Annotated in this window: 15 protein-coding genes; 7 read left to right on the top strand and 8 right to left on the bottom strand. The window is 66.7% G+C overall.

Going from position 1 to position 23,124, the window contains the following annotated elements; all coding sequences use genetic code 11:
* Nucleotides 1-6: 6 nt before the first annotated feature.
* The 6 genes from AT699_RS07675 to AT699_RS07650 form a co-directional block, all read right to left on the bottom strand.
* The gene (locus AT699_RS07675; RefSeq protein ID WP_058207263.1) at nucleotides 7-540 is read right to left on the bottom strand and encodes a sigma-70 family RNA polymerase sigma factor; all 534 of its coding nucleotides are present in this window, start codon (nucleotides 538-540) and stop codon (nucleotides 7-9) included.
* A 113-nt stretch (nucleotides 541-653) separates the two neighbouring features.
* Entirely contained in the window at nucleotides 654-1,745 is a 1,092-nt protein-coding gene (gene zapE, locus AT699_RS07670) for a cell division protein ZapE (RefSeq protein WP_024068148.1), read from the bottom strand.
* 76 nt (nucleotides 1,746-1,821) lie between these two features.
* Nucleotides 1,822-3,249: a dihydrolipoyl dehydrogenase gene (gene lpdA, locus AT699_RS07665; RefSeq protein ID WP_006389383.1), complete on the bottom strand. Its 1,428-nt coding sequence runs from the start codon at nucleotides 3,247-3,249 to the stop codon at nucleotides 1,822-1,824.
* A gap of 120 nt (nucleotides 3,250-3,369) precedes the next feature.
* Complete coding sequence (odhB, locus tag AT699_RS07660) at nucleotides 3,370-4,602, bottom strand: 2-oxoglutarate dehydrogenase complex dihydrolipoyllysine-residue succinyltransferase (protein ID WP_024068147.1); 1,233 nt, start codon at nucleotides 4,600-4,602, stop codon at nucleotides 3,370-3,372.
* 103 nt (nucleotides 4,603-4,705) lie between these two features.
* Nucleotides 4,706-7,573 carry a 2-oxoglutarate dehydrogenase E1 component gene (locus tag AT699_RS07655; RefSeq protein ID WP_006389380.1) on the bottom strand — a complete coding sequence of 956 codons (2,868 nt, stop codon included), beginning with the start codon at nucleotides 7,571-7,573 and terminating at the stop codon, nucleotides 4,706-4,708.
* 329 nt (nucleotides 7,574-7,902) lie between these two features.
* Nucleotides 7,903-8,373 carry an Lrp/AsnC family transcriptional regulator gene (locus AT699_RS07650; RefSeq protein WP_020924635.1) on the bottom strand — a complete coding sequence of 157 codons (471 nt, stop codon included), beginning with the start codon at nucleotides 8,371-8,373 and terminating at the stop codon, nucleotides 7,903-7,905.
* A gap of 192 nt (nucleotides 8,374-8,565) precedes the next feature.
* Between AT699_RS07650 and AT699_RS07645 the strand changes: the two genes are divergently transcribed.
* The 4 genes from AT699_RS07645 to AT699_RS07630 all read left to right on the top strand — a co-directional run bounded on the left by AT699_RS07645 (nucleotide 8,566) and on the right by AT699_RS07630 (nucleotide 13,695).
* Nucleotides 8,566-9,582 carry a 1-aminocyclopropane-1-carboxylate deaminase gene (locus AT699_RS07645; RefSeq protein WP_006389378.1) on the top strand — a complete coding sequence of 339 codons (1,017 nt, stop codon included), beginning with the start codon at nucleotides 8,566-8,568 and terminating at the stop codon, nucleotides 9,580-9,582.
* Nucleotides 9,583-9,808: 226 nt separating this feature from the next.
* Nucleotides 9,809-10,753 (top strand): allantoinase PuuE, encoded by a 945-nt coding sequence (gene puuE / locus AT699_RS07640; RefSeq protein WP_024068146.1) that lies wholly within the window; start codon nucleotides 9,809-9,811, stop codon nucleotides 10,751-10,753.
* 11 nt (nucleotides 10,754-10,764) lie between these two features.
* Entirely contained in the window at nucleotides 10,765-12,459 is a 1,695-nt protein-coding gene (locus tag AT699_RS07635; RefSeq protein WP_024068145.1) for a hydantoinase/carbamoylase family amidase, read from the top strand.
* A gap of 3 nt (nucleotides 12,460-12,462) precedes the next feature.
* On the top strand, nucleotides 12,463-13,695 hold the full coding sequence (locus AT699_RS07630) for a M20 family metallopeptidase (RefSeq protein WP_024068144.1): 1,233 nt from the start codon (nucleotides 12,463-12,465) through the stop codon (nucleotides 13,693-13,695).
* Between the two features lie 59 nt (nucleotides 13,696-13,754).
* On the opposite strand, the gene AT699_RS07625 is transcribed toward AT699_RS07630, so the two are convergent.
* Nucleotides 13,755-15,812: an OPT family oligopeptide transporter gene (locus AT699_RS07625; RefSeq protein WP_024068143.1), complete on the bottom strand. Its 2,058-nt coding sequence runs from the start codon at nucleotides 15,810-15,812 to the stop codon at nucleotides 13,755-13,757.
* Between the two features lie 296 nt (nucleotides 15,813-16,108).
* On the opposite strand from AT699_RS07625, the gene mdeB reads away from it, so the two are divergent.
* From mdeB to AT699_RS07610, 3 genes are all read left to right on the top strand, one after another.
* A complete protein-coding gene (gene mdeB / locus AT699_RS07620) occupies nucleotides 16,109-18,796 on the top strand; it encodes an alpha-ketoglutarate dehydrogenase (RefSeq protein WP_054484640.1) in 2,688 nt (895 codons plus the stop codon).
* A gap of 243 nt (nucleotides 18,797-19,039) precedes the next feature.
* Nucleotides 19,040-21,337, top strand: coding sequence for an NADP-dependent malic enzyme (locus AT699_RS07615; RefSeq protein WP_006389370.1), 2,298 nt, complete (start codon nucleotides 19,040-19,042; stop codon nucleotides 21,335-21,337).
* Nucleotides 21,338-21,487: 150 nt separating this feature from the next.
* The gene (locus AT699_RS07610; RefSeq protein ID WP_006389369.1) at nucleotides 21,488-21,940 is read left to right on the top strand and encodes a DUF2214 family protein; all 453 of its coding nucleotides are present in this window, start codon (nucleotides 21,488-21,490) and stop codon (nucleotides 21,938-21,940) included.
* A 37-nt stretch (nucleotides 21,941-21,977) separates the two neighbouring features.
* Here AT699_RS07610 and AT699_RS07605 read toward each other — a convergent pair whose 3' ends face one another.
* Nucleotides 21,978-23,108, bottom strand: a complete 1,131-nt coding sequence (locus AT699_RS07605) for a hypothetical protein (protein ID WP_024068141.1) — start codon at nucleotides 23,106-23,108, stop codon at nucleotides 21,978-21,980.
* Between the last annotated feature and the right edge of the window lie 16 nt (nucleotides 23,109-23,124).

Genomic DNA, 23,124 nt, shown 5'->3' with positions numbered 1-23,124 from the left:
TCCCTGCTAACCATAGAGCGCTGCATAGCAAGCCGACATGGCGCGCACCATGTATTGCTGCACGGAACTGGGAGAGACGCCCAGCCGCCGCGCGATTTCGGGATACGTCAGTCCGTCCAGTTGCGACAACAGGAAGGCAGAACGCGCCTTCGGCGGCAGGCTGTCGAGCAATCCGTCCAATTGCGTCAGGGCCTGCATCTGCTCGGCCTGAACCACGGGCGACGGCGCATAGGATTCGGGAATCGTGGCCAGATAGGCCTGATAGGCGTGTTCCAGCGCCGCGTGGCGTTGATGATCGATCACCAGCCCCTTGGCGATGACGGTCAACAAAGCCCGGGCATCGCCAACACGCACCGCCTTGCGGCGCTGGATGACACGAACAAACACATCCTGCGCGAGGTCTTCGGAATGATGCGCGCACCGCAGCTTGCGACGCAGCCAGCCAAGCAACCACGACCGATGTTCTCGATAAAGGCTCTCCGCCTGAGAGGTGGCGCCACCGTCACAATGACTTGAAGAAGAAAGAGGCGATGAAGACACGAGCGAGGATGCGGCATGAAACTTGTCACTTGCAGACCGTAGTCAACAACGACTTTCACCGGCATTAACTGTCGTGCGAATGCGCCGCCCTCTCTCCGGCGCTTGCGGCATAACTACAACGTTGCGGTCAGGCGGCGTTCCGACTCGAGGTATTCGCGCGACTGCATTTCCAGGATGCGCGATACCGTGCGATGGAACTCGTTGGCGAGCGCGCCCTCGGTGTAGATCTCTTCCGGCTCGCATTCGGCCGACATGATCAACTTGACGCGATGGTCGTAGAAGACGTCGATCAGCCAGGTGAAACGGCGCGCCTCGGAAGCCTGGCGCGGACCCATGCGCGGCACGCCGGACAGGATCACCGCATGGAAGCGGTTGGCCAGTTCCAGGTAGTCGTTCTGCGAACGCGGGCCGCCGCAAAGCGTGGCGAAGTCGAACCACACCACCGAACCGGCCAGCGCCAGCGCGCGGATTTCGCGATGCTCGATATGCAGCAGCGGCTCCTGCGGCGGCGTATCGGCCAGGCTGTCGAAGGCCTGCTGGAGCGCCTGCTGCGCATGCTCGTCCAGCGGCGTGTGGTAGCACTGCACCTGCTCCAGCGAGCGGCGGCGATAGTCGACGCCGGCATCCACGTTCATCACATCCATGCGCGCCTGGATCAGCTCGATCGCGGGCAGCACGCGGTCGCGGTGCAGGCCGTCGGGATACAGCGTGGACGGTTCGTAGTTGGACGTCATGACAAACGAGGTGCCGTATTCGAACAGCTTGAACAGCAGGCGGTGCAGGATCATCGCGTCCGCCACGTCCGACACGTGGAACTCGTCAAAGCAGATCAGGCGATAGCGCTTGGCGACGCGCTTGGCGACCTCGTCCAGCGGGTCCTGCATGCCCTTCACTTCTTCCAGTTCGCGATGCACGCCGCGCATGAACTCGTGGAAGTGCAGGCGCGTCTTGCGCACCACCGGCACGGTGGCGTAGAAGGCGTCCATCAGGAAGCTCTTGCCGCGCCCCACCCCGCCCCACAGATACACGCCACGCGGCACATCGGGGCGGTTCAGCAGCTTCTTCAGGGCGTTCGAGCGCATCGCCTTGAACTTGACCCACTCGTCGTAATAGCGCTGCAGCCGGTCGATCGCCTTCTTCTGGGCTTCGTCGGGCTTGTAGCCGCGTTCGGCCAGGGCGTGTTCGTAGTATTCGCGGACGTTCATGGAGATGGCACAGGCAAAAGAAAAAAAGGGCGGGTCCGAAAACCCGCCCCCTTTGGCAGAGCCGCAGCGTGGCGGATCAGAAGTTCAAGGCGCGCTTGTCGACGGCCAGGGCGGCTTCCTTCACGGCTTCCGACAGCGTCGGGTGCGCGTGGCAGATGCGGGCGATGTCTTCGGCGGCGCCGCGGAATTCCATGATGGTCACGGCTTCCGAGATCAGTTCCGAGGCCATCGGGCCCACGATGTGCACGCCCAGGACCTCGTCGGTCTTGGCGTCGGCGATCACCTTGGCAAAGCCGGTGGTGTCGCCCAGCGCGCGGGCGCGGCCGTTGGCCAGGAACGGGAAGCTGCCGGCCTTGTACTCGCGGCCTTCGGCCTTGAGCTGCTGCTCGGTCTTGCCGACCCAGGCGATTTCCGGCGAGGTGTAGATCACCCACGGCACGGTGTCGAAGTTGACGTGGCCGTGTTGGCCGGCGATGCGCTCGGCAACCGCCACGCCCTCTTCCTCGGCCTTGTGCGCCAGCATCGGCCCGCGCACCACGTCGCCCACCGCCCAGACGTTGGGCAGGTTGGTCTTGCAGTCGCCGTCCACGGCGATGAAGCCGCGCTCGTCGAGCTTCAGGCCCACGGCGTCGGCATTCAGGCCGCCGGTGTAGGGCACGCGGCCGATCGAGACGATCAGCTTGTCCACCACCAGCTTCTGCTCGGCGCCCTTGGCGTCGACGTAGGGCACGGTCACCGACTTGGCGGTCGCCTTGATCTCGCCGATCTTGACGCCCATCTGGATGTTCAGGCCTTGCTTGGTGAAGGCCTTGAGGGCTTCCTTGGCCACTTGCTGGTCGGCGGCGGCCAGGAACTCCGGCATCGCTTCCAGGATGGTGACTTCCGCGCCCAGGCGGCGCCACACGCTGCCCATTTCCAGGCCGATCACGCCGGCGCCGATCACGCCCAGCGTCTTCGGCACGGCGCCGATGTTCAGCGCGCCGTCGTTGGACAGCACGACCTTTTCATCGAACGGCAGGCCGGGCAGCTCGCGCGCCGACGAACCGGTGGCGACCACCACGTGCTTGGCAACCAGGTCTTCCTCGGCGGTGCCGGTGACCTTGATGGCCCAGCCGCCCTCGACCTGGCCGGCGAACGCGCCCTTGCCGTGGAAGAAGGTGACCTTGTTCTTCTTGAACAGGTACAGGATGCCGTCGTTGTTCTGCTTGACCACCGAGTTCTTGCGGCCGATCAGCGTGTCGAGCTTCAGGCTGACGCCCTTGACTTCGATGCCGTGCTCGGCGAAGTGGTGGTTGGCCTGCTCGAAGTGTTCGGACGATTGCAGCAGCGCCTTGGAGGGGATGCAGCCGACGTTGGTGCAGGTGCCGCCGGGAGCCGGGCCGCCTTGGCCATTCTGCCAGGCGTCGATGCAAGCCACCGACATGCCGAGCTGCGCGGCGCGGATGGCGGCGATGTAGCCGCCGGGGCCCGCGCCGATGACGACGACGTCGAATTGTTTGGACATAGTGTTCTCGCGAATGAGGAGGGAGTGAAACTCGCCCCGGCCCGCGCTGGCCGGCCCCTGGGGCCGGCCGGGCGCCGCCGACACGAGGGTCGCGCGGACGCCGGGCTCAGGGCGCCGAGATTACAGGTCCAGCAACAGGCGCTGCGGATCTTCCAGGGCGTCCTTCATGGCGACCAGGCCCAGCACGGCTTCGCGGCCGTCGATGATGCGGTGGTCGTAGGACAGGGCCAGGTAGTTCATCGGGCGGATGACGATCTGGCCGTTCTCCACCACGGCGCGTTCCTTGGTGGCGTGCACGCCCAGGATGGCCGATTGCGGCGGGTTGATGATCGGGGTCGACAGCATCGAGCCGAACACGCCACCGTTGGAGATCGAGAACGTGCCGCCGGTCATCTCTTCGATGCCCAGCTTGCCGTCGGCGGCGCGGCGGCCGAAGTCGGCGATGGTCTTTTCGATTTCAGCGATGGACAGCTGGTCGGCGTTGCGCAGGATCGGCACCACCAGGCCACGCGGGCTGCCGACAGCGATACCGATGTCGAAGTAGCCGTGGTAGATGATGTCCTTGCCGTCGATCGAGGCGTTGATCAGCGGGAACTTCTTGAGCGCGGCAACGGCGGCCTTGACGAAGAACGACATGAAGCCCAGCTTGATGCCGTGTTCCTTCTCGAACTTGTCCTTGTACTTGTTGCGCAGATCGATGACCGCTTGCATGTTCACTTCGTTGAACGTGGTCAGGATCGCGTTTTCCTGTTGCGACTGCAGCAGGCGCTCGGCAATGCGGGCGCGCAGGCGGCTCATCGGCACGCGCTGTTCCGGACGGCCGTCCAGCGACAGCGTGGTCGGGGCCGGAGCGGCCGGGGCCTTGGCCGGAGCGGCCTTGGCGGCGGGGGCGCTGGCGTTCAGGGCGTCGCCCTTGGTGACGCGGCCGTCACGGCCGGTGCCGGCCACGCTGGCGGCGTCCACGCCCTTTTCGGCGAGGATCTTGGCGGCGGCGGGCGAAGCCACGCCGGCGGCGGCGGTGGAGGCGGGAGCGGCCGGGGCAGCGGCGGCTTGCACGGCGGCCTTGGGCGCTTCGGCGGCGGGGGCGGTGGCCGGGGTGGCGGCGGCCTTGCCGGCGGTGTCGATACGGGCCAGGACTTCGCCCGAGGTCACGGTGCTGCCATCGCCCTTGACGATTTCAGCCAGCACGCCCGAGGCGGGGGCCGGCACTTCCAGCACGACCTTGTCGGTTTCGACTTCGATCAGGATTTCGTCCGCTTCGACGGCAGCGCCGGGCTGCTTCTTCCAGGTCAGCAGGGTCGCTTCGGAAACGGATTCGGAGAGTTGGGGGACGACGACGTCGGTGATAGCCATTTTGTTTATTCCGTAGAGTGTGTGTTCTGGACCGCGCGACACGGACAAAGTTCGAAACCAGGTTTCTGCACCTTGCCGCGCGCCGCGCGTGCATCGGGTTGGGTTACTTGGTCAGCATGGCCTTGAACTTGGGCGCGAAAGCCGCTTCGATCAGCGCCTTTTGCTGCTCCTGGTGCTTGGCCAGGTAGCCCACCGCCGGCGAAGCCGACGCGGCGCGACCGGCGTAGCCCAGCTTCTGGCCTTCGACCATGTTCTCGTACACGTGATGCTGAACGTAGAACCACGGGCCCTGGTTCTGCGGTTCGTCCTGGACCCAGATCACTTCGGTTGCCTTCGGGTACTTGCGCAGTTCGGCCTCGAACGACTTGTGCGCGAACGGGTACAGTTGCTCGACGCGGATGATGGCGACGTTGTCGGCGCCACGTTCACGGCGGGCATTGACCAGATCGTAGTAGACCTTGCCCGAGCAAGCCAGCACGCGCTTGACCTTGGCGGCGTCGATGGCCTCGTCGACCTCGCCGATCACCGGGCGGAAGCTGCCGCCGGCCAGTTCGGTCAGGGGCGAGCCGGCGTCCTTGTTGCGCAACAGCGACTTGGGCGTGAACAGCACCAGCGGCTTGCGGAACGGACGGATCATCTGGCGGCGCAGCACGTGGAAGATCTGCGAAGCCGAGGTCGGCTGGATCACCTGCATGTTGTTGTCGGCGCACAGCTGCAGGAAGCGCTCGATGCGGCCCGACGAGTGCTCGGGACCCTGGCCTTCGTAGCCATGCGGCAGCATCAGGGTCAGGCCCGACTGGCGGCCCCACTTGGCTTCGCCGGAGCTGATGAACTGGTCGATCACGACCTGGGCGCCGTTGACGAAGTCACCGAACTGGCCTTCCCAGATGGTCAGCGTGTTGGGTTCGGCGCTGGAGTAGCCGTATTCGAAGCCCAGCACGGCCTCTTCGGACAGCACCGAGTCGATCACGGTGAACGGGGCCTGGCCTTCCGAGACGTTCTGCAGCGGAATGTAGGTGCCGTCGTTCCAGCGTTCGCGGTTCTGGTCGTGCAGCACGGCGTGGCGGTGCGTGAACGTGCCGCGGCCCGAGTCCTGGCCGGTGATGCGGATGGCGTAGCCCGAGGACACCAGCGTGGCGAAGGCGAGGTGTTCGCCCATGCCCCAGTCCAGGTTCATCTCGCCCTTGGCCATGGTGCGGCGGTCGTTCAGCAGCTTGGCGACCAGCGGGTGCACCGTGAAGCCTTCCGGCACGGTGGTGATGCGTTCGCCGATGCGCTTGAGCTCGGCCAGCGGCACGGCGGTGTCGGCCTGGTCGGTCCACTTGGCGCCCAGGAACGGCGACCAGTCGATGGCGTACTTGCTCTTGTAGTCGGTCAGCACCGGTTCGATGGTGCGCTGGCCGTCTTCCATCAGCTGGCGGTAGTCCTTGACCAACTGGTCGGCTTCGCCTTCGGCCAGCACGCCCTGCGTGGTCAGCTTGTCGGCGTACAGCTTGCGCGTGCCGGGATGGTGGCCGATGCGCTTGTACATCAGGGGCTGCGTCAGCGACGGGGTGTCCTGCTCGTTGTGGCCCAGCTTGCGGAAGCAGACGATGTCGACGACGACGTCGTGGCGGAACTGCAGGCGGTAATCCAGGGCCAGCTTGGTGACGAACACGACGGCTTCGGGATCGTCGCCGTTGACGTGGAACACCGGCGCTTCGATCATCTTGGCCACGTCGGTGCAATACAGCGTCGAGCGCGAGTCGCGCGGATCCGACGTGGTGAAGCCGATCTGGTTGTTGATGACGATGTGCATCGTGCCGCCCGTGCCATAGCCGCGGGTCTGGGCCAGGTTCAGGGTTTCCATCACCACGCCCTGGCCGGCGAAGGCCGCGTCGCCGTGCACCAGCACCGGCAGCACCTGCTTGCCTTCGGCGTCGCCGCGGCGTTCCTGGCGGGCGCGCGCGCTGCCTTCGACCACGGGGTTGACGATTTCCAGGTGGGACGGGTTGAACGCCAGCGACAGGTGCACCGGACCGCCACGGGTCGACAGGTCGCTCGAGAAGCCGTTGTGGTACTTCACGTCGCCGTCGGTCAGGCCTTCGGCGTGCTTGCCTTCGAACTCGGCGAACAGGTCGCCGGGCATCTTGCCCATGATGTTCACGAGCAGGTTCAGGCGGCCGCGGTGGGCCATGCCGACCACGATTTCCTGGACGCCGTTTTCACCGGCGTGGTTCACCACTTCGTCCATCGAGGCGATGAAGCTTTCGCCGCCTTCCAGCGAGAAGCGCTTCTGGCCGACGTACTTGGTGTGCAGGAAACGCTCGAGGCCTTCGGATTCGGTCAGCTGCTGCAGGATGTGGCGCTTTTCCTCGGCCGTGTAGCTCGGCGCGCCCAGCGTGGTTTCCAGGCGTTCCTGGATCCAGCGCTTGGCGGCGGGGTCGGAGATGTGCGTGAATTCGGCACCGATGCTGCGGCAGTACGTGTCGCGCAGCGCCTTCAGGATGTCGCGCAGCGTCATGGTGCTGGCGGTCGTGAAGTAGGTGTTGGTGGCCGAGTAGGTCTGGTCCAGGTCGGCTTCGGTCAGGCCGTAGAAGGCCGGATCGAGTTCCGGGATCGGCGGACGTTCCTGGCGCTTGAGCGGATCCAGGTCGGCCCAGCGCGAACCGAGCGAACGGTAGGCGGCGATGAGCGATTGCACCGAGACTTGCTTGGAGGCGACGCTCAGGTCGGGTTCGGCGGCGCGTTGCACGAAGGCATTGGCCTTGGCGCGCTGGGCGAACGATTCGACGATGGGAGCGTGGGCCTGGTCGCGGGTGGATTCCTGGCCGTCGGTGGCGGGAGCGTGCTGCAGCTGGTCGAAGTATTCGCGCCAGTTGTCAGGTACCGAACCGGGGTTGTCGAGGTAGGCTTCGTAAAGCTCCTCAACGTAGGGGGCATTCCCCCCAAACAAGTAAGACGTGGATAGGGATTCTATTTCCGAAGACATAATCGCTTCACCTTTACGAGTGCTTCACTCGATTACGATGCAGGAAAACCTTCCGCGACACGGGCTTCCCGTTTAGCGGATAGCAGGGGCAGAAGGCGCGTACAAGCCTTGAAAGCCGTATGGATGAAAGTATAACCCTTTGAGTTTATGGGCGTCTTCTTGCGATTGCGTGACGCAAAAGCGCATGCGGAATGGCTTCATGCGGTGTTGGAATGTCCGCGCAACCCCTGCAATTACGCCGTCTACGCGCCAGCAAATTCCGCCAACGAAAAATGCCGCATTGCGGCATTTTTTTCGGCATCCGCGCCGGATGTTGCGCAATTGCCTCGTCAGAGCGGCAATTCGGTGGTCGACAGGATCTCCTTGAGCACGAAAAAAGTGCGGATCTGGCGCACGCCGGGCAGCTTGATGATCTCGCCCGCGTGCAGCTTGTTGAAGCGTTCCAGGTCGCGGATGCGCAGCATCAGGAAGTAGTCGAACTCACCGGCCACCAGATGGCATTCGAGGCAACCGCTGATGCCGCGCGCGGCCGCCTCGAAATCGGTGAAGGACTCGGGCGTGGAGCGGTCCAGCACCACTCCGACGATGACCAGCGTGGCCATCTCGACCTCGGCCGGTTCCAGCAACGCCACCGTCTTGCGGATGATGCCCTCGGCGCGCAGTTTTTCCACCCGCCGCAGGCAGGCCGCGGGGCTGAGATGGACGCGCGCGCTCAGGTCCAGGTTCGTGATCTGGGCGTCCTGCTGCAGCAGGCGCAGGATCTGGCGGTCGATGCGATCCAGCCCGGCGATGGCGGCCATTTAATATGTCCCTATAAAATTTAATTTGGTATTTATTTTTTATTCATAAATATTAGATCGAAAAATAAATTTCTTGGAAAATTTAAACCGGACAAATTCAAAAAATACGCAATTGACCAACAATCCGACCGGTTCCTATGATTTTTCCATCCGCGGCGCCGTCCGCCCGGACCGACACTCCCAGGAGCCAGCATGGATCTGCAACGCTTTCCCCGCCATCGCCTGACCTTCGGCGACACTCCCATCGAGAAGCTCGAGCGCCTGTCCGCCCACCTCGGCGGCAAGGTCGAGATCTACGCCAAGCGCGAGGACTGCAATAGCGGTCTGGCGTTCGGCGGCAACAAGCTGCGCAAGCTGGAATACCTGATTCCGCAGGCGCTGGAACAGGGTTGCGATACCCTCGTGACCATCGGCGGCATCCAGTCCAACCACACCCGCATGGTGGCGGCCGTGGCCGCCAAGCTCGGGCTGGCCTGCGTGCTGGTGCAGGAAAACTGGGTGGACTATTCCGACGCGGTCTACGACCGGGTCGGCAACATCATGATGAGCCGCCTGATGGGCGCCGACGTGCGCCTGGTGGACCAAGGCTTCGACATCGGCTTCCGCCGCAGCTGGGAAGAGGCGCTGGAAGACGTGCGCAAGCGCGGCGGCAAGCCCTATGCCATTCCCGCCGGCGCCTCCGATCATGAACTGGGCGGGCTGGGCTACGTGGGCTTCGCCGAGGAAGTGCGGCGGCAGGAGGCCGAGCTGGGTTTCAAGTTCGACTACATCGTGGTCTGCGCCGTCACCGGCAGCACGCAGGCCGGCATGGTGGTGGGCTTTGCCGCCGACGGCCGCGCCAACCGCGTCATCGGCATCGACGCCTCGGCCACGCCCGACCAGACCCGCGCCCAGATCCTGCGCATCGCGCGCCGCACCGCGGACCTGGTGGGCTTGCAGCGCCCCATCACCGACAGCGACGTGGTGCTGGATACGCGCTACGCCTACCCGGCCTACGGCCTGCCGTCGGCCGAGACCAACGAAGCCATCCGCCTGTGCGCGCGGCTCGAAGGGATGATGACCGACCCGGTCTACGAGGGCAAATCGATGCAGGGCATGATGGACATCGTGCGGCGCGGGGAAATCCCGGCCGGCTCGCGGGTGCTGTACGCGCATCTCGGGGGGGTGCCGGCGATCAACGCCTACAGCTTTCTCTACCGCAACGGCTGACGGCGGCTACGGCGCCAGCGGCTGGCCTTGCGGCGATCTGCGCTGAACGTCCGTTTTTCGATGTCCCCGAACAACCCGCCGGCAGCGCATGCCGGCGGGTTGTTCGCTTCATGGCGGCCGGCCTTGCGTGCCGTATTAGGGTCATCACTAATGATGTACATAAATTGTATACAGACAATGCGGTTTACCTTATCGTGTCGAACACGATGTCCACGCTTGCCCAGCCATGAGCACCTACGACGCCACTGACTCCTATCCGCGCGACCTGATCGGCTACGGCCGCAACCCGCCGCATGCGCAATGGCCCGGCAACGCCCGCATCGCGGTGCAGTTCGTGCTCAATTACGAGGAAGGCGGCGAGAACTGCGTCTTGCACGGCGACGCCGGCTCCGAACAGTTCCTGTCCGAGATGTTCAACCCGGCCAGCTACCCGGAACGCCACCTGAGCATGGAAGGCATCTACGAGTATGGCTCGCGCGTGGGCGTCTGGCGCATCCTGCGCGAATTCGAAAAGCGCGGCCTGCCGCTGACGGTGTTCGCCGTCGGCATGGCGCTGCAACGCCACCCCGAGCTGGCCGCGGCGCTGGTCGAACTGAACCACGAGATCGCCTGCCACGGCTGGCGCTGGGTGCACTACCAGAACGTGGACGAAGCCACCGAACGCGAGCACATGCGCCTGGGCATGGACGCCATCGCGCAACTAACCGGCGCGCGCCCGCTCGGCTGGTACACCGGCCGCGACAGTCCGCGCACCCGCCGCCTGGTGGCGGACTACGGCGGCTTCGAGTACGACAGCGACTACTACGGCGACGACCTGCCGTTCTGGATGCGGGTGCAAAAGAGCGACGGCAGCGTGGCGCCGCAGTTGATCGTGCCCTATACGCTGGACTGCAACGACATGCGCTTCGCGCTGCCGCAGGGCTATTCGCACGCCGATCCGTTCTTCCAGTACTTGAAGGACAGCTTCGACGCGCTCTACGCCGAAGGCGACGAAGCGCCCAAGATGCTCAGCATCGGCATGCATTGCCGCCTGCTGGGCCGGCCGGGCCGCATCGTCGCCCTGCAACGCTTCCTGGACCACATCGCGCGCCACGACCGCGTCTGGGTCTGCCGGCGGCTGGACATCGCCCGGCACTGGCAGGCGTGCCATCCCTATCAACCCGCTCCCTGAACGGCGCAACCATGGCCCACACCCTCGCCCAATTCAACGACGCCACGCCGCAAGGCGCGGCCGCCATGCTGGCCGACCTGTATCCGCACGCGCCCTGGGCCGCGGAGCAGGCGGTGCGCGCGCGACCGATGCACAGCGTGGCCCAGTTGCAGCTGGCGCTGCAACGCGCGGTGGACGACGCCGATGCCGCCACGCAACTGGCGCTGCTGCGCGCCAAGCCTGCGCCCGATGCGGGAACCGACGCCGCCGCGCTGATCGCCGACCATGCCGCGCGTTTCGGCTTTCCCTTCGTGCTTTCCCGATACAGCCCGCGCGGCGCCAGCCTGCAAGGCACCCAGTTGGTCCAGGCGCTGGAGCGCCGCCGGCACAACGCGCCGGATGACGAACGCCGCGAGGCCCTGCGCCAGTTGCACCGCGACGCTGAAGTGCGGCTGTATGAACGCTTCGGCGTCGAACCGGAGCTGGGCAACGACATCTGGGACTGGCAGGAAAAGCTCAGCGCGCACAGCGACCCGGGCTACGCCGAGAACGGCCAGCTCACCGTCACCTACCTCACCGACGCGCACCGCGCCTGCGCGCAGCGCATCTCGCACTGGATGCGCGACTGCGGCTTCGACGAAGTCGGCATCGACGCGGTCGGCAACGTGGTCGGCCGCTATCACGCGGCCCGCGCCGATGCGCCCATCCTGATGAGCGGCAGCCATTACGACACGGTGCGCAATGCCGGCAAATACGACGGCCGTCTCGGCATCTTCGTGCCGATGGCCTGCGTGCGCGCGCTGCAGCGCCAGGGCCGGCGCCTGCCCTACGCCATCGAAGTGATCGCCTTTTCCGAAGAAGAAGGCCAGCGCTATCCGGCCACCTTCCTCGGTTCCGGCGCGCTGATCGGCGACTTCCAGCCGCGCTGGCTCGAACAACGGGACGCCGACGGCATCAGCATGCGCGAGGCCATGGCGCGCGCGGGACTGTGCGTCGATGACATTCCCAAGCTCAAGCGCGACCCGGCCCGTTACCTGGGCTTCGTCGAAGTGCACATCGAACAGGGTCCCGTGCTGAACGAAATGGGCCTGCCGCTGGGCGTGGTCACCTCCATCAACGGCTGCGTGCGCTACCGCGTGCGGATCCACGGCACCGCCTGCCACGCCGGCACCACGCCGATGGATCGACGCCGCGACGCCGCCGTGGCCGCGGCCGAACTGATCGTGTTCGTCGAAGGCCGCGCCGCGCGCGACGGCGACTCGGTCGGCACCGTCGGCATGCTGGAAGTGCCCAACGGCTCGATCAACGTGGTGCCCGGCGAATGCCGCTTCAGCCTCGACCTGCGCGCCCCCAGCGACCCGCAGCGCGATGCGCTGGCCAGCGACGTGCTGGCCGAACTGGAAGCGATCTGCCTGCGCCGCGGCCTGCGCTACACGCTCGAGGAAACCATGCGCGCCGCCGCCGCGCCCAGCGCGCCGGCCTGGCAGCAGCGCTGGGAACGCGCGGTGCAAGCGCTGGGCGTGCCGGTGCATTGCATGCCCAGCGGCGCCGGCCACGACGCCATGAAGCTGCACGAGATCATGCCGCAGGCCATGCTGTTCGTGCGCGGCCAGAACGCCGGCATCAGCCACAACCCGCTCGAATCCACCACCAACCACGACATGCAGCTGGCCGCACAGGCGATGCAGCGGCTGCTCGACGATCTCGCCAACGACGCAACGAGCTGAACCATGACCGATTACGCCCGACTCGACGCCTGGGTGGACGCCCACTTCGACGAAGAAGTGCGCTTCCTGCAGGAACTGGTGCGCGTGCCGACCGACACGCCGCCGGGCAACAACGCCCCGCACGCCGTCCGCACCGCCGAACTGCTGCAGGGCTTCGGCCTGGCGGCCGAGTCCCATCCCGTGCCGGCCGATGAAGTGCGCGCCTACGGCATGGAGTCCATCACCAACCTGATCGTACGGCGCGAATATGGCGCCGGCGGCCGCCGCGTCGCGCTCAACGCCCACGGCGACGTGGTGCCGCCCGGCGACGGCTGGGAGCACGATCCGTACGGCGCCCAGATCGAGGACGGCTGCCTCTACGGCCGCGCCGCCGCGGTCAGCAAGAGCGACTTCGCCAGCTTCACCTTCGCGCTGCGGGCGCTGGAAGCCGTGGCCCGTCCGAGCCAGGGCGCGGTTGAACTGCACTTCACCTACGACGAGGAATTCGGCGGCCTGCTCGGTCCCGGCTGGCTGCTGCGCCAGGGCCTGACGAAACCCGACCTGCTGATCGCGGCCGGCTTCAGCTATGAGGTCGTGACGGCGCACAACGGCTGCCTGCAGATGGAAGTGACGGTGCACGGCAAGATGGCGCACGCCGCCATCCCCGCCACCGGCGTGGACGCGCTGCAAGGCGCGGTGGCCATCATGAACGCGCTCTACGCGCAGAACGCGCGCTACCGCGAGATCACTTCGCGGGTCGAAGGCATCAGCCATCCCTACCTGAACATCGGCCGCATCGAGGGCGGCACCAACACCAACGTGGTGCCCGGCAAGGTCGTGTTCAAGCTCGACCGCCGCATGATTCCGGAGGAGAACGCGGCCGAGGTGGAGGCCGACATCCGCCGCATCATCGGAGAGGCCGCGGCCGCCACGCCCGGCATCCGCGTCGAGATCAAGCGCCTGCTGCTGGCCAACGCCATGCGGCCGCTGCCCGGCAACCAGCCGCTGGTCGACGCCATCCGCAGGCACGGCCAGGAGCTGTTCGGCGAATCGATCCCCGCCATGGGCACGCCGCTCTATACCGACGTGCGCCTGTATGCCGAAGCCGGCATTCCCGGCGTGATCTACGGCGCCGGGCCGCGCACCGTGCTGGAGTCGCACGCCAAGCGCAACGACGAACGCGTGGTGCTGGAAGACCTGCGCCGCGCCACCAAGGTCATCGCCCGCACGCTGGCCGACCTGCTCCAGCCGGCATGAAAAAAGGGCATGACGCGCGCGTCATGCCCTTTCTGTCCTTGCCTGGCGCGGCGCCTGGCCTATGGCTGCGCCAGGCGCATCACCCGGCGCCAGAACAGCACCGCCACCAGCGCGAACACCGCCAATCCCAGGAACGAGGCGGTGCGCGCGAATTCCTCGCCCGCGATCGCCAGCGGCGCGTCGGTGCCGGAGGCGCCGATGATCGCCGCCATCACCACCCCCACCAGGCTCTCGCCCACGATCAGGCCCGAGGCGATCAGCACGCCGCGCCGGTTGGCGGCGTCGGCGAACGATACATAGTCCTTGCCGGCGGCCGCGGCGCGGCGGCGCAGCGCGCGCTCCAGCAGCCAGGCCAGCAGCGCGCCCACCACGATCGGCGCCGCCACGGTCGGCGGCAGGTAGATGCCGATGCCCACCGCCAGCACCGGGATGCGGGCCACCTTGCAGGTGCGCTTGAGGATCTCGTCCACCACGATCAGGCCGACGCCCACCGCCATGCCGATCAGGATCATGGTCCAGTTCAGCTGGTGCGTGAAGATGCCACGCGCGATCGCCAGCATCAGCGTGGCCTGCGGCGCCGACAGCGCCTGGGACGGGTCCATGCCTTCGCGCGGCATCGCATCGGCGAAGCCGTAGGCGTTGTACAGCAGGTCCAGCACCGGCGAGATCACCGCCGCGCCAAGGACGCAACCGATCAATAGCGCCACTTGCTGGCGCCACGGGGTCGCGCCCACCAGCCAGCCGGTCTTCAGGTCCTGCAGATTGTCATTGGAGATCGAGGCCACCGCCACCACCGCCGACGTGCTGAAGATCGCCAGCGCGATGGTCATCTGCACGCCATTCTGCACCGCCAGCAGTTCACCGCCCAGGACCAGCAGCAACAGCGACACCAGCACGATGGCAACGATGCCCACGCCCGAGATCGGGCTGGTCGAGGTGCCCACCAGGCCGGCCATGTAGCCGCAGGCCGCCGCCACCAGGAAGCCGAATACGAAGGCGAACAACACCGCGTAGGCCACCAGCTTCCAGACCGCCGCGGCCGACAGCGGCGCGTCCGCCAGGAACACCTGGAACGTGATCACCAGCACCGCCACCAGCACCAGCGTGACGACCGAGATCCAGCCCGCGGACAGGTCGCGCTCGGTGCGCGGCGCCTTGCCGGCGCGCGCCGCGCCCGCGCGGGTCAACGCCGAGAAGGAGGCCTTGACGCCACGCGCCATCGGCATGAACAGCGTCGCCAGCGTCCAGATGGCGCCCACGCCGATCACGCCGGCGCCGATGAAGCGCACCTGCGACGACCACAATCCGGTGGCGAACTTCGCCAGCGACATGTCCGCGGGGATCTCGGCCATCGAGGTCAGGATCGGCACCGCGATGCCCCACGAAATCACCAGGCCGGTCAGCATGGCCAGGCCGGCCACGATGCCGATCAGGTAGCCGGCGCCCAGCAGCGCCAGCGAAAACCCCATCGGCAGCCGGAACACCGCGCCACCCAGCGCGAACCAGCCGCTGACGCCGTCGCCCAGCACCCGCAGGCCGCTGGCCGCGAAGCTGACCGCTGCCGCCACCACGCCGCCGCTGACGATGTCGCCCATGCCGGTGGCGGCCGGCCCGGCCGGCGCCCGCCCGGCATCCGCTGCCACGTCCTGGGCGCGCTCGGCGCTGCCGACCCGCAGGATCTCCGCCGCCGCCACGCCTTCCGGGTACGGCAGGTCGCTCTGCACCACCATCACGTGGCGCAGCGGAATCGTGAACATCACGCCCAGCATGCCGCCAGCGGCGCAGATGCCCAGGGTCTGCCAGAACGGAAAGCCCTGCCAGTGGCCCATCATGACCAGGGCGGGCAGGATGAAGATGATGGCAGACAGCGTGCCGGCCGCCGAGGCCTGCGTCTGCACCATGTTGTTCTCGAGGATGTTGGCGTCCTTGAACAGGCGCAACACCGACATGGAAATCACCGCCGCCGGGATCGCCGACGAGAAGGTCAGGCCGACCTTGAGCCCCAGGAACACGTTGGAGGCGGTAAAGATGATGGTGATCACTGCGCCCAGCAGCACGCCGCGGAACGTCAGTTCCGGTAGCGTGACCTCTGCCGGGACGCTGGTGGGTTGAGTCATTGAAGTCTCCCTTTACTGGCCGGGACGCGATCCCGCCTGTGGGGCGGGACGGCCCCGGCTATCAGGGCGTTGCCGCCCTGTCTGGTTGCCGGTTTGTTTTTTATGAAGGGCGAATTCTAGCGCCTTGGCGTCCAGCAGGTGGTCACCACCGGTAAGCGGCCCTGGGCGGCAGATCCTGCCGCCCATCCCCAGCCTGGCAAACGATTATGCTGAAAACCTGCTTTTCACGGCGGCATTTTGATCACCCATGCCCCGTGGACAGGACTAGCATGGCGCTACAAGGAGACAAAACCATCATGTGCGACGCCAGCCATTCCTCCGCCGGACCAGACCCCCGGCATGACGCCGATCCGGCCGAAACCGCCGAGTGGCGCGACGGTCTGCAGTCCCTGGTCGAGGCCTCGGGCGCCGAGCGGGCCGGCTATGTGCTGGATAACCTGCTGGGGCATGCCGCCACGCTGGGACTGCGCGCCAACAGCCAGACGCGCACCGCCTACCTGAACACCATTCCCGCCGACCAGGAACCGCCCTTTCCCGGCAACCTGGCGGTCGAGGAACGCATCGCCCGCATCAACCGCTGGAACGCGCTGGCCATGGTGGTGCGCGCCAACCAGGCCCATGGCGAGCTGGGTGGCCACATCGCCAGCTACGCCTCGGCCGCCGACCTGTTCGAGGTCGGCTTCAACCACTTCTTCCGCGCCGCCGGCGCCGACGGTCCGGGCGACCTGGTCTACATGCAACCGCACTCGGCGCCCGGCGTCTACGCCCGAGCCTACCTCGAAGGATTCCTCAGCGAGGACGACCTGGCCCACTTCCGCCAGGAAATCACCGCCACCTCGCGCGGCCTGCGCGGGCTGTCGTCGTACCCGCACCCGTGGTTGATGCCGGACTTCTGGCAGTTCCCGACCGGCTCGATGGGCATCGGCCCCATCAACGCCATCTACCAGGCGCGCTTCATGCGCTACCTGGAACACCGTTCGCTGGTGCCGGGGGGCGACCGCAAGGTCTGGGGCATCTTCGGCGACGGCGAGATGGACGAGCCCGAATCCATCGCCGCGCTGACCCTGGCCGCGCGCGAAAAGCTCGACAACCTGGTGTTCGTGGTCAACTGCAACCTGCAGCGCCTGGACGGCCCGGTGCGCGGCAACGGCCGCATCATCGACGAACTCGAAACCCTGTACGCCGGCGCCGGCTGGAACGTCATCAAGCTGGTCTGGGGCAGCGACTGGGACGCCCTGCTGCGCCGGGACGGCAACGGCGCCCTGGCGCGCGCCTTCGCCAACACGGTGGACGGCCAGTTCCAGACCTTCGCCGCCAACGACGGCGCCTTCAACCGCGCCCACTTCTTCAACCAGAATCCCGAACTGGCGGCGCTGGTGGCCGACTGGACCGACGAAGCCATCGACCGGTTGCATCGCGGCGGCCACGACATGGTCAAGATCCACGCCGCGTATCACCGCGCCGCGCATCACCGCGGCCAGCCCACCGTGATCCTGGCGCAGACCAAAAAGGGCTTCGGCATGGGCGCGGCCGGCCAGGGCAAGATGACCACCCACCAGCAGAAGAAGCTGGACGACGAGGCGCTGCTGGCGTTCCGCGACCGCTTCGCCCTGCCGATCTCCGACGCCGACTGCCTGGCGCTCAAGTTCTACCGTCCCGCCGAAGACAGCGCCGAGCTGCGCCACCTGCAGGCGCGCCGCGCCGCGCTGGGCGGCCACATTCCGCGCCGCCGGACGCAGGCGCCGCGCCTGTCGCCGCCCGCGGCCGAGCAGTGGGCCCGCTTCGCGCTCAACGCCGACGGCAAGGAAATGTCGTCCACCATGGCCATCGTGCGCATGCTGACGGCGCTGTTGAAGGACCCGCAGGTCGGCCCGCGCATCGTGCCCATCGTGGCCGACGAAGCGCGCACCTTCGGCATGGCCAACCTGTTCCGCCAGATCGGCATCTATTCGGCGCAAGGCCAGCTGTACGAACCCGAGGACATCGGCTCGGTGCTGTACTACCGCGAGGCGCGCGACGGCCAGATCCTGGAAGAAGGCATCACCGAGGCGGGCGCGATCTCGTCGTGGACGGCGGCCGGCACCAGCTACTCGGTCAACGGCCTGCCGATGCTGCCTTTCTATATCTATTACTCGATGTTCGGTTTCCAGCGCATCGGCGACCTGATCTGGGCCGCGGCCGACCAGCGCACGCGCGGCTTCCTCATCGGCGCCACCTCCGGCCGCACCACGCTGGGCGGCGAAGGCTTGCAGCACCAGGACGGCTCCAGCCACATCATGGCCGCGGCCGTGCCCAACTGCCGCGCCTACGATCCGGCCTACGCCTATGAAGTCGCGGTGATCGTCGAATACGGCATGCGCCGCATGCTGGACGAACAGCGCGACGAATTCTTCTACCTGACCGTCACCAACGAAAACCTGGCGCAGCCCGACCTGCCGCGGGACGGCGCGGCGGCCGAGGGCATTCTGCGCGGCATGTACCGCCTGCGCCCGGCCCGCCAGCAGGCGGCCGTGCGCCTGCTGGGCGCCGGCCCCATGCTGCGCGAAGCGGAAATGGCCGCCGAGCGCCTGCATGCGGAATACGGCGTGGATGCCGAGGTCTGGAGCGTGACCAGCTTCTCCGAACTGGCGCGCGACGGCCGCGAGGCCGAACGCGCCCGCGCGCTCGGCCTGCCTGCCGCGCCGGACGCGGACTGGGTGCGCGCCTGCCTGGGCGGCAGCGACGCGCCGGTGGTGGCCGCGACCGACTACGTGCGCGCCGTGCCCGAGCAGATCCGCGCCTGGGTGCCCGCGCCCTACCGCACGCTGGGCACCGACGGCTTCGGCCGCAGCGACACCCGCGCCCGCCTGCGTGACTTCTTCGAAGTCAGCGCCGACTGGATCGTGCTGCATGCGCTGGACAGCCTGGGCCGACAGGAGCAAGCCAACGCATTGCGCCTCAAACTGGGCGCGGCCGATCGCGCCACGCCGCCCTGGGCGCAATAACACCCTGAAAGCAAAGGAGAAAAGCCCCGAACCGGGGCTTTTCTCCTTTTTCACCGGCGTCATCACGAAGCGCGCCGCCTTGATCAAAATCGGACGATCGCTGCGGTGCAGCAACCAATTCGCGCCGCTTTCTGTTGAAATACGGGTGTTCCCTAAGCATTTCCCAAAGAATACGGCGGGCCGCGAGCCCGCTTTTTGCTTTCCGCTTTTTACCTACAGTTAGCGCCGAAAAGGCTGTATCCCATGGACGAAACCCTCACCAAGCTGGCGTTGGATTACCACGCCTATCCCACCCCCGGCAAAATCTCGGTCACCCCGACCAAGCCCCTCGCCAACCAGGACGACCTGTCGCTGGCGTACTCGCCCGGCGTGGCCGCCGCCTGCATGGCCATCTTCGACCAGGGCGACGACGCCGCGTCCAAGTACACCTCGCGCGGCAACCTGGTGGGCGTGATCACCAACGGCACGGCCGTGCTGGGCCTGGGCAACATCGGCCCGCTGGCCGCCAAGCCGGTCATGGAAGGCAAGGGCTGCCTGTTCAAGAAGTTCGCCGGCATCGACGTGTTCGACATCGAACTGGCCGAGAACGACCCCGACAAGCTGGTCGACATCATCGCCGCGCTCGAGCCCACACTCGGCGGCGTCAACCTCGAGGACATCAAGGCGCCCGAGTGCTTCTACATCGAGAAGAAGCTGCGCGAACGCATGAAGATCCCCGTCTTCCACGACGACCAGCACGGCACCGCCATCATCTCGTCGGCCGCCATCCTGAACGGCCTGAAGGTCGTGGGCAAGGACATCGGCACGGTCAAGCTGGCCTGCTCGGGTGCCGGCGCCGCCGCCATCGCCTGCCTGGACCTGCTGGTGCACCTGGGCGTCAAGCGCGAGAACATCTACGTGGTGGATTCGCGCGGCGTGATCTGGGAAGGCCGCGATGAAAACATGGAAGCCAACAAGAAGCGCTACGCGCAGAAGACCGACGCGCGCACGCTGGCCGACGTGGTCAACGGCGCCGACGTGTTCCTGGGCTGCTCGACCGCCGGCGTGCTGACCGCCGACATGGTCAAGACCATGGCCGATCGTCCGCTGATCCTGGCGCTGGCCAACCCGGAACCGGAAATCCGCCCGGAAGTCGCCAAGGCCGCCCGCCCGGACTGCATCATCGCCACCGGCCGTTCGGACTACCCGAACCAGGTCAACAACGTGCTGTGCTTCCCCTTCATCTTCCGCGGCGCCATGGATGCCGGCGCCTCGCGCATCACCGAGGAAATGAAGCTGGCGTGCGTCAAGGCCATCGCCGAGCTGGCCCAGGCCGAGCAGAACGATGAAGTGGCCCGCGCCTACGCCGGCCAGGAACTGTCGTTCGGCCCCGACTACATCATCCCCAAGCCGTTCGACCCGCGCCTGATCGTGCAGATCGCCCCGGCCGTGGCCCAGGCTGCCGCCGACTCCGGCGTGGCGGCCCGTCCGATCGAGGACATCGAGGCCTACCGCCAGAAGCTGATGGGCTTCGTCTACCACTCGGGCCAGCTGATGCGCCCGCTGTTCGCCCAGGCCAAGAAGGCGCCCAAGCGCGTCATCTACGCCGACGGCGAAGACGAGCGCGTGCTGCGCGCGGTGCAGACCGTGGCCGATGAAAAGCTGGCGTTCCCGATCCTGATCGGCCGCCCGTCGGTGATCGAGATGCGCATCAAGAAGTTCGGCCTGCGCCTGATCGCCGGCCAGCACTTCGAGATCGTCGATCCCGAGGACGACAGCCGCTTCAACGAAACCTGGAGCGCGTACTACCAGCTCAAGGGCCGCGAAGGCGTGACCCCGGCCATCGCCAAGGCGATGATCCGCAAGCACAACACGCTGATCGGCGCGATGCTGCTGCGCCGCGGCGATGCCGACGCGCTGCTGTGCGGCGTGGCCAGCAAGTACGACAACCAGCTCAAGTACATCGACGAGATCATCGGCAAGAAGGAAGGCCAGACCTACGCCGCCCTGAACGTGCTGATGCTGCCCGACCAGACGCTGTTCGTCACCGACACCCACGTCAACGAGAACCCGTCGGCCGAGGAAGTCGCCAACATCACCATCCAGGCCGCCGACGAGATGCTGCGTTTCGGCGTGGTGCCCAAGATCGCCCTGCTGTCGCATTCGAACTTCGGCAGCCGCGTCACGGAGTCGTCGCGCAAGATGGCCGCCGCGCGCCAGCTGGTGCAGGACCGCGCGCCCGACCTGGAAGTGGACGGCGAAATGCACGCCGACGCCGCCCTGTCGGAAAAGATCCGCGTGCTGGCCTACCCGGACAGCACCCTGAAGGGCCGCGCCAACCTGCTGGTCATGCCGACGCTGGACACCGGCAACATCACGTACAACATGCTGAAGATGACCGGCAGCAATGGCGTCGCGATGGGTCCGATCCTGCTGGGCGCCGCGCGCCCGGTGCACATCCTGACGACCAGCGCCACCGTGCGCCGCATCGTCAACATGACCGCGCTGGCCGTGGTCGATGCGCAGCAGGAAGCCGCCGAAGCCGCCAAGAAGCGCCGTTGATCGCATTGCGCTGATCGGCACGCAAGGGACGCCCCGCGGGGCGTCCTTTTTTTCTGTCCTGCTTGATGCCACGATAGTGCGCGGCGACGGGCCAATGGTAAAAACGGAGCAGAGACTCCCCTCGCCCCTTCCCTACCGGAGCCCGACCCTATGCTGCTCGACGCCTTCCTGGCCTGGTTTCATTTCCTGGCCATCTTCGTGCTGGTGGTGGTGCTGACCGCCGAAGCGGTGCTGCTGCGCCCCGACCTGACGCCAGCCACGCTCAAGCGCCTGGTGATCTACGACCGGCTGTACCTGCTCAGCGCGATCCTGGTGCTGGCCACCGGCGTGCTGCGCCTGATGCTGGGCATCAAGGGCGCCGCCTTCTACATGGGCAACCCCTGGTTCCACGCCAAGATCACGCTGTTCGTCATCATCGGCCTCTGTTCGATCCCGCCCACACTGGCCTTCCTGCGCTGGGCCAAACAGGCGCGCCAGCAGCCCGCCTTCGTGCCCGACGCCGCGCAGATCAAGCGCGCCCGCCGCTGGGTGATGATCGAATCGCACCTGTTCATCTTCCTGCCGCTGTTCGCCGTGTTGATGGCGCGCGGCATCGGCGCGTAAGGCGCGCACCACCAGCGAGGCACACGGTCCGCGCGCCTCAGGGACAGCGCGCGCGGGTCGGCTGCGGCATGTCGTCACCGACCGTGATGGTGGCGAAGTGAAACACCCCCACCGTGTCGTTCTTGACCACGTCCACGACCTCGCCCGCCAGCGTCTGCATCACCGACATGCCCTCGGGCACGTCGGCCAGGCCCTCGCGCCTGGCGACCTGGCCATTCCACGGACTCAACACCAGCACGCCCGGATAGGGTTCACGCTCATCGCCGCGGCCGCGCCGCACCGTCTTGACCTGCGTACCCGCGGCGTAGCTCACGCCGCCCAGGCGCGTCGGGCAGGCCAGCTCCGCATCGCTCACGCGCAGCAGCCGCCGCTCGCCATCCAGATAGAGGCGCGGCTCGCTCAACGGCAGCCCGAACACCTTGACCGCGACCGGGTCCTTGACCTCGATGCGCCATTGATCCGCATCGCGCGAGCCATCGGTGTAGACGGTGCCGGTCGAACCATAGACGATGGACCCGGGCGCGAGATCCAGTTCCTCGACCCGGTTGCCGGGCCCCAGCACGCACTTGTTCAACGCCACCATCGCGCCATCTTTCGCCACGTCGAATTCAATGTCCTGGGTAGCGTCGCACTGCCAGCCCAACACCGCCTGGCTGCCCGCGCCGCGCAGCAGGACGCTACGCGGATGACGCCCGCGCAGCGCGTAGGTCTCGCTGTCGTATTCGCTGTCCAGGTAGCGCTGCGCGCGCGAGGCCTGCACGCCGTACATGGCCACGGGCTGCGCAAATTCGGCTTCGACGTAGGTTTCCAGCTGGCCCTCATCCTGCAGCTTCAGGCGCGTGCCGGCGGGCATGACAATGCCCGCCACCGTCGTCGGCGCCTCCAGCGTGACGTTGCGGGCAGCCTCGCGGCGGTCGCTTTCACGCTCGATCTGCCAGATCGCGGTCTGCACCCAGCCATAGAAGGCAAACGGCACCGCCAGCACCACGAACACCAGGCTGGAAGTCTTCCAGTACCTGCGGACGGTGCGCCGCGCCCCCTTGCTGGCAATCAGCACCAGCGCCCAGCCAAGCAGCACCAGGCCGGCGAGGAATCCCAGGGAAAGGAAGATGTAGAAGCCCGCGGAGGGCAGCGCTATCGGAATCATGGCCAGGATGATAAACGCCAAAGCGCCACGCCGCGAA

Origin of the sequence: Achromobacter xylosoxidans (assembly GCF_001457475.1) — a bacterium.
GTDB lineage: Bacteria > Pseudomonadota > Gammaproteobacteria > Burkholderiales > Burkholderiaceae_B > Achromobacter > Achromobacter xylosoxidans.
Note: the sequence above shows the minus strand (reverse complement) of the source record. Positions and strands in the feature narration are given on the sequence as shown.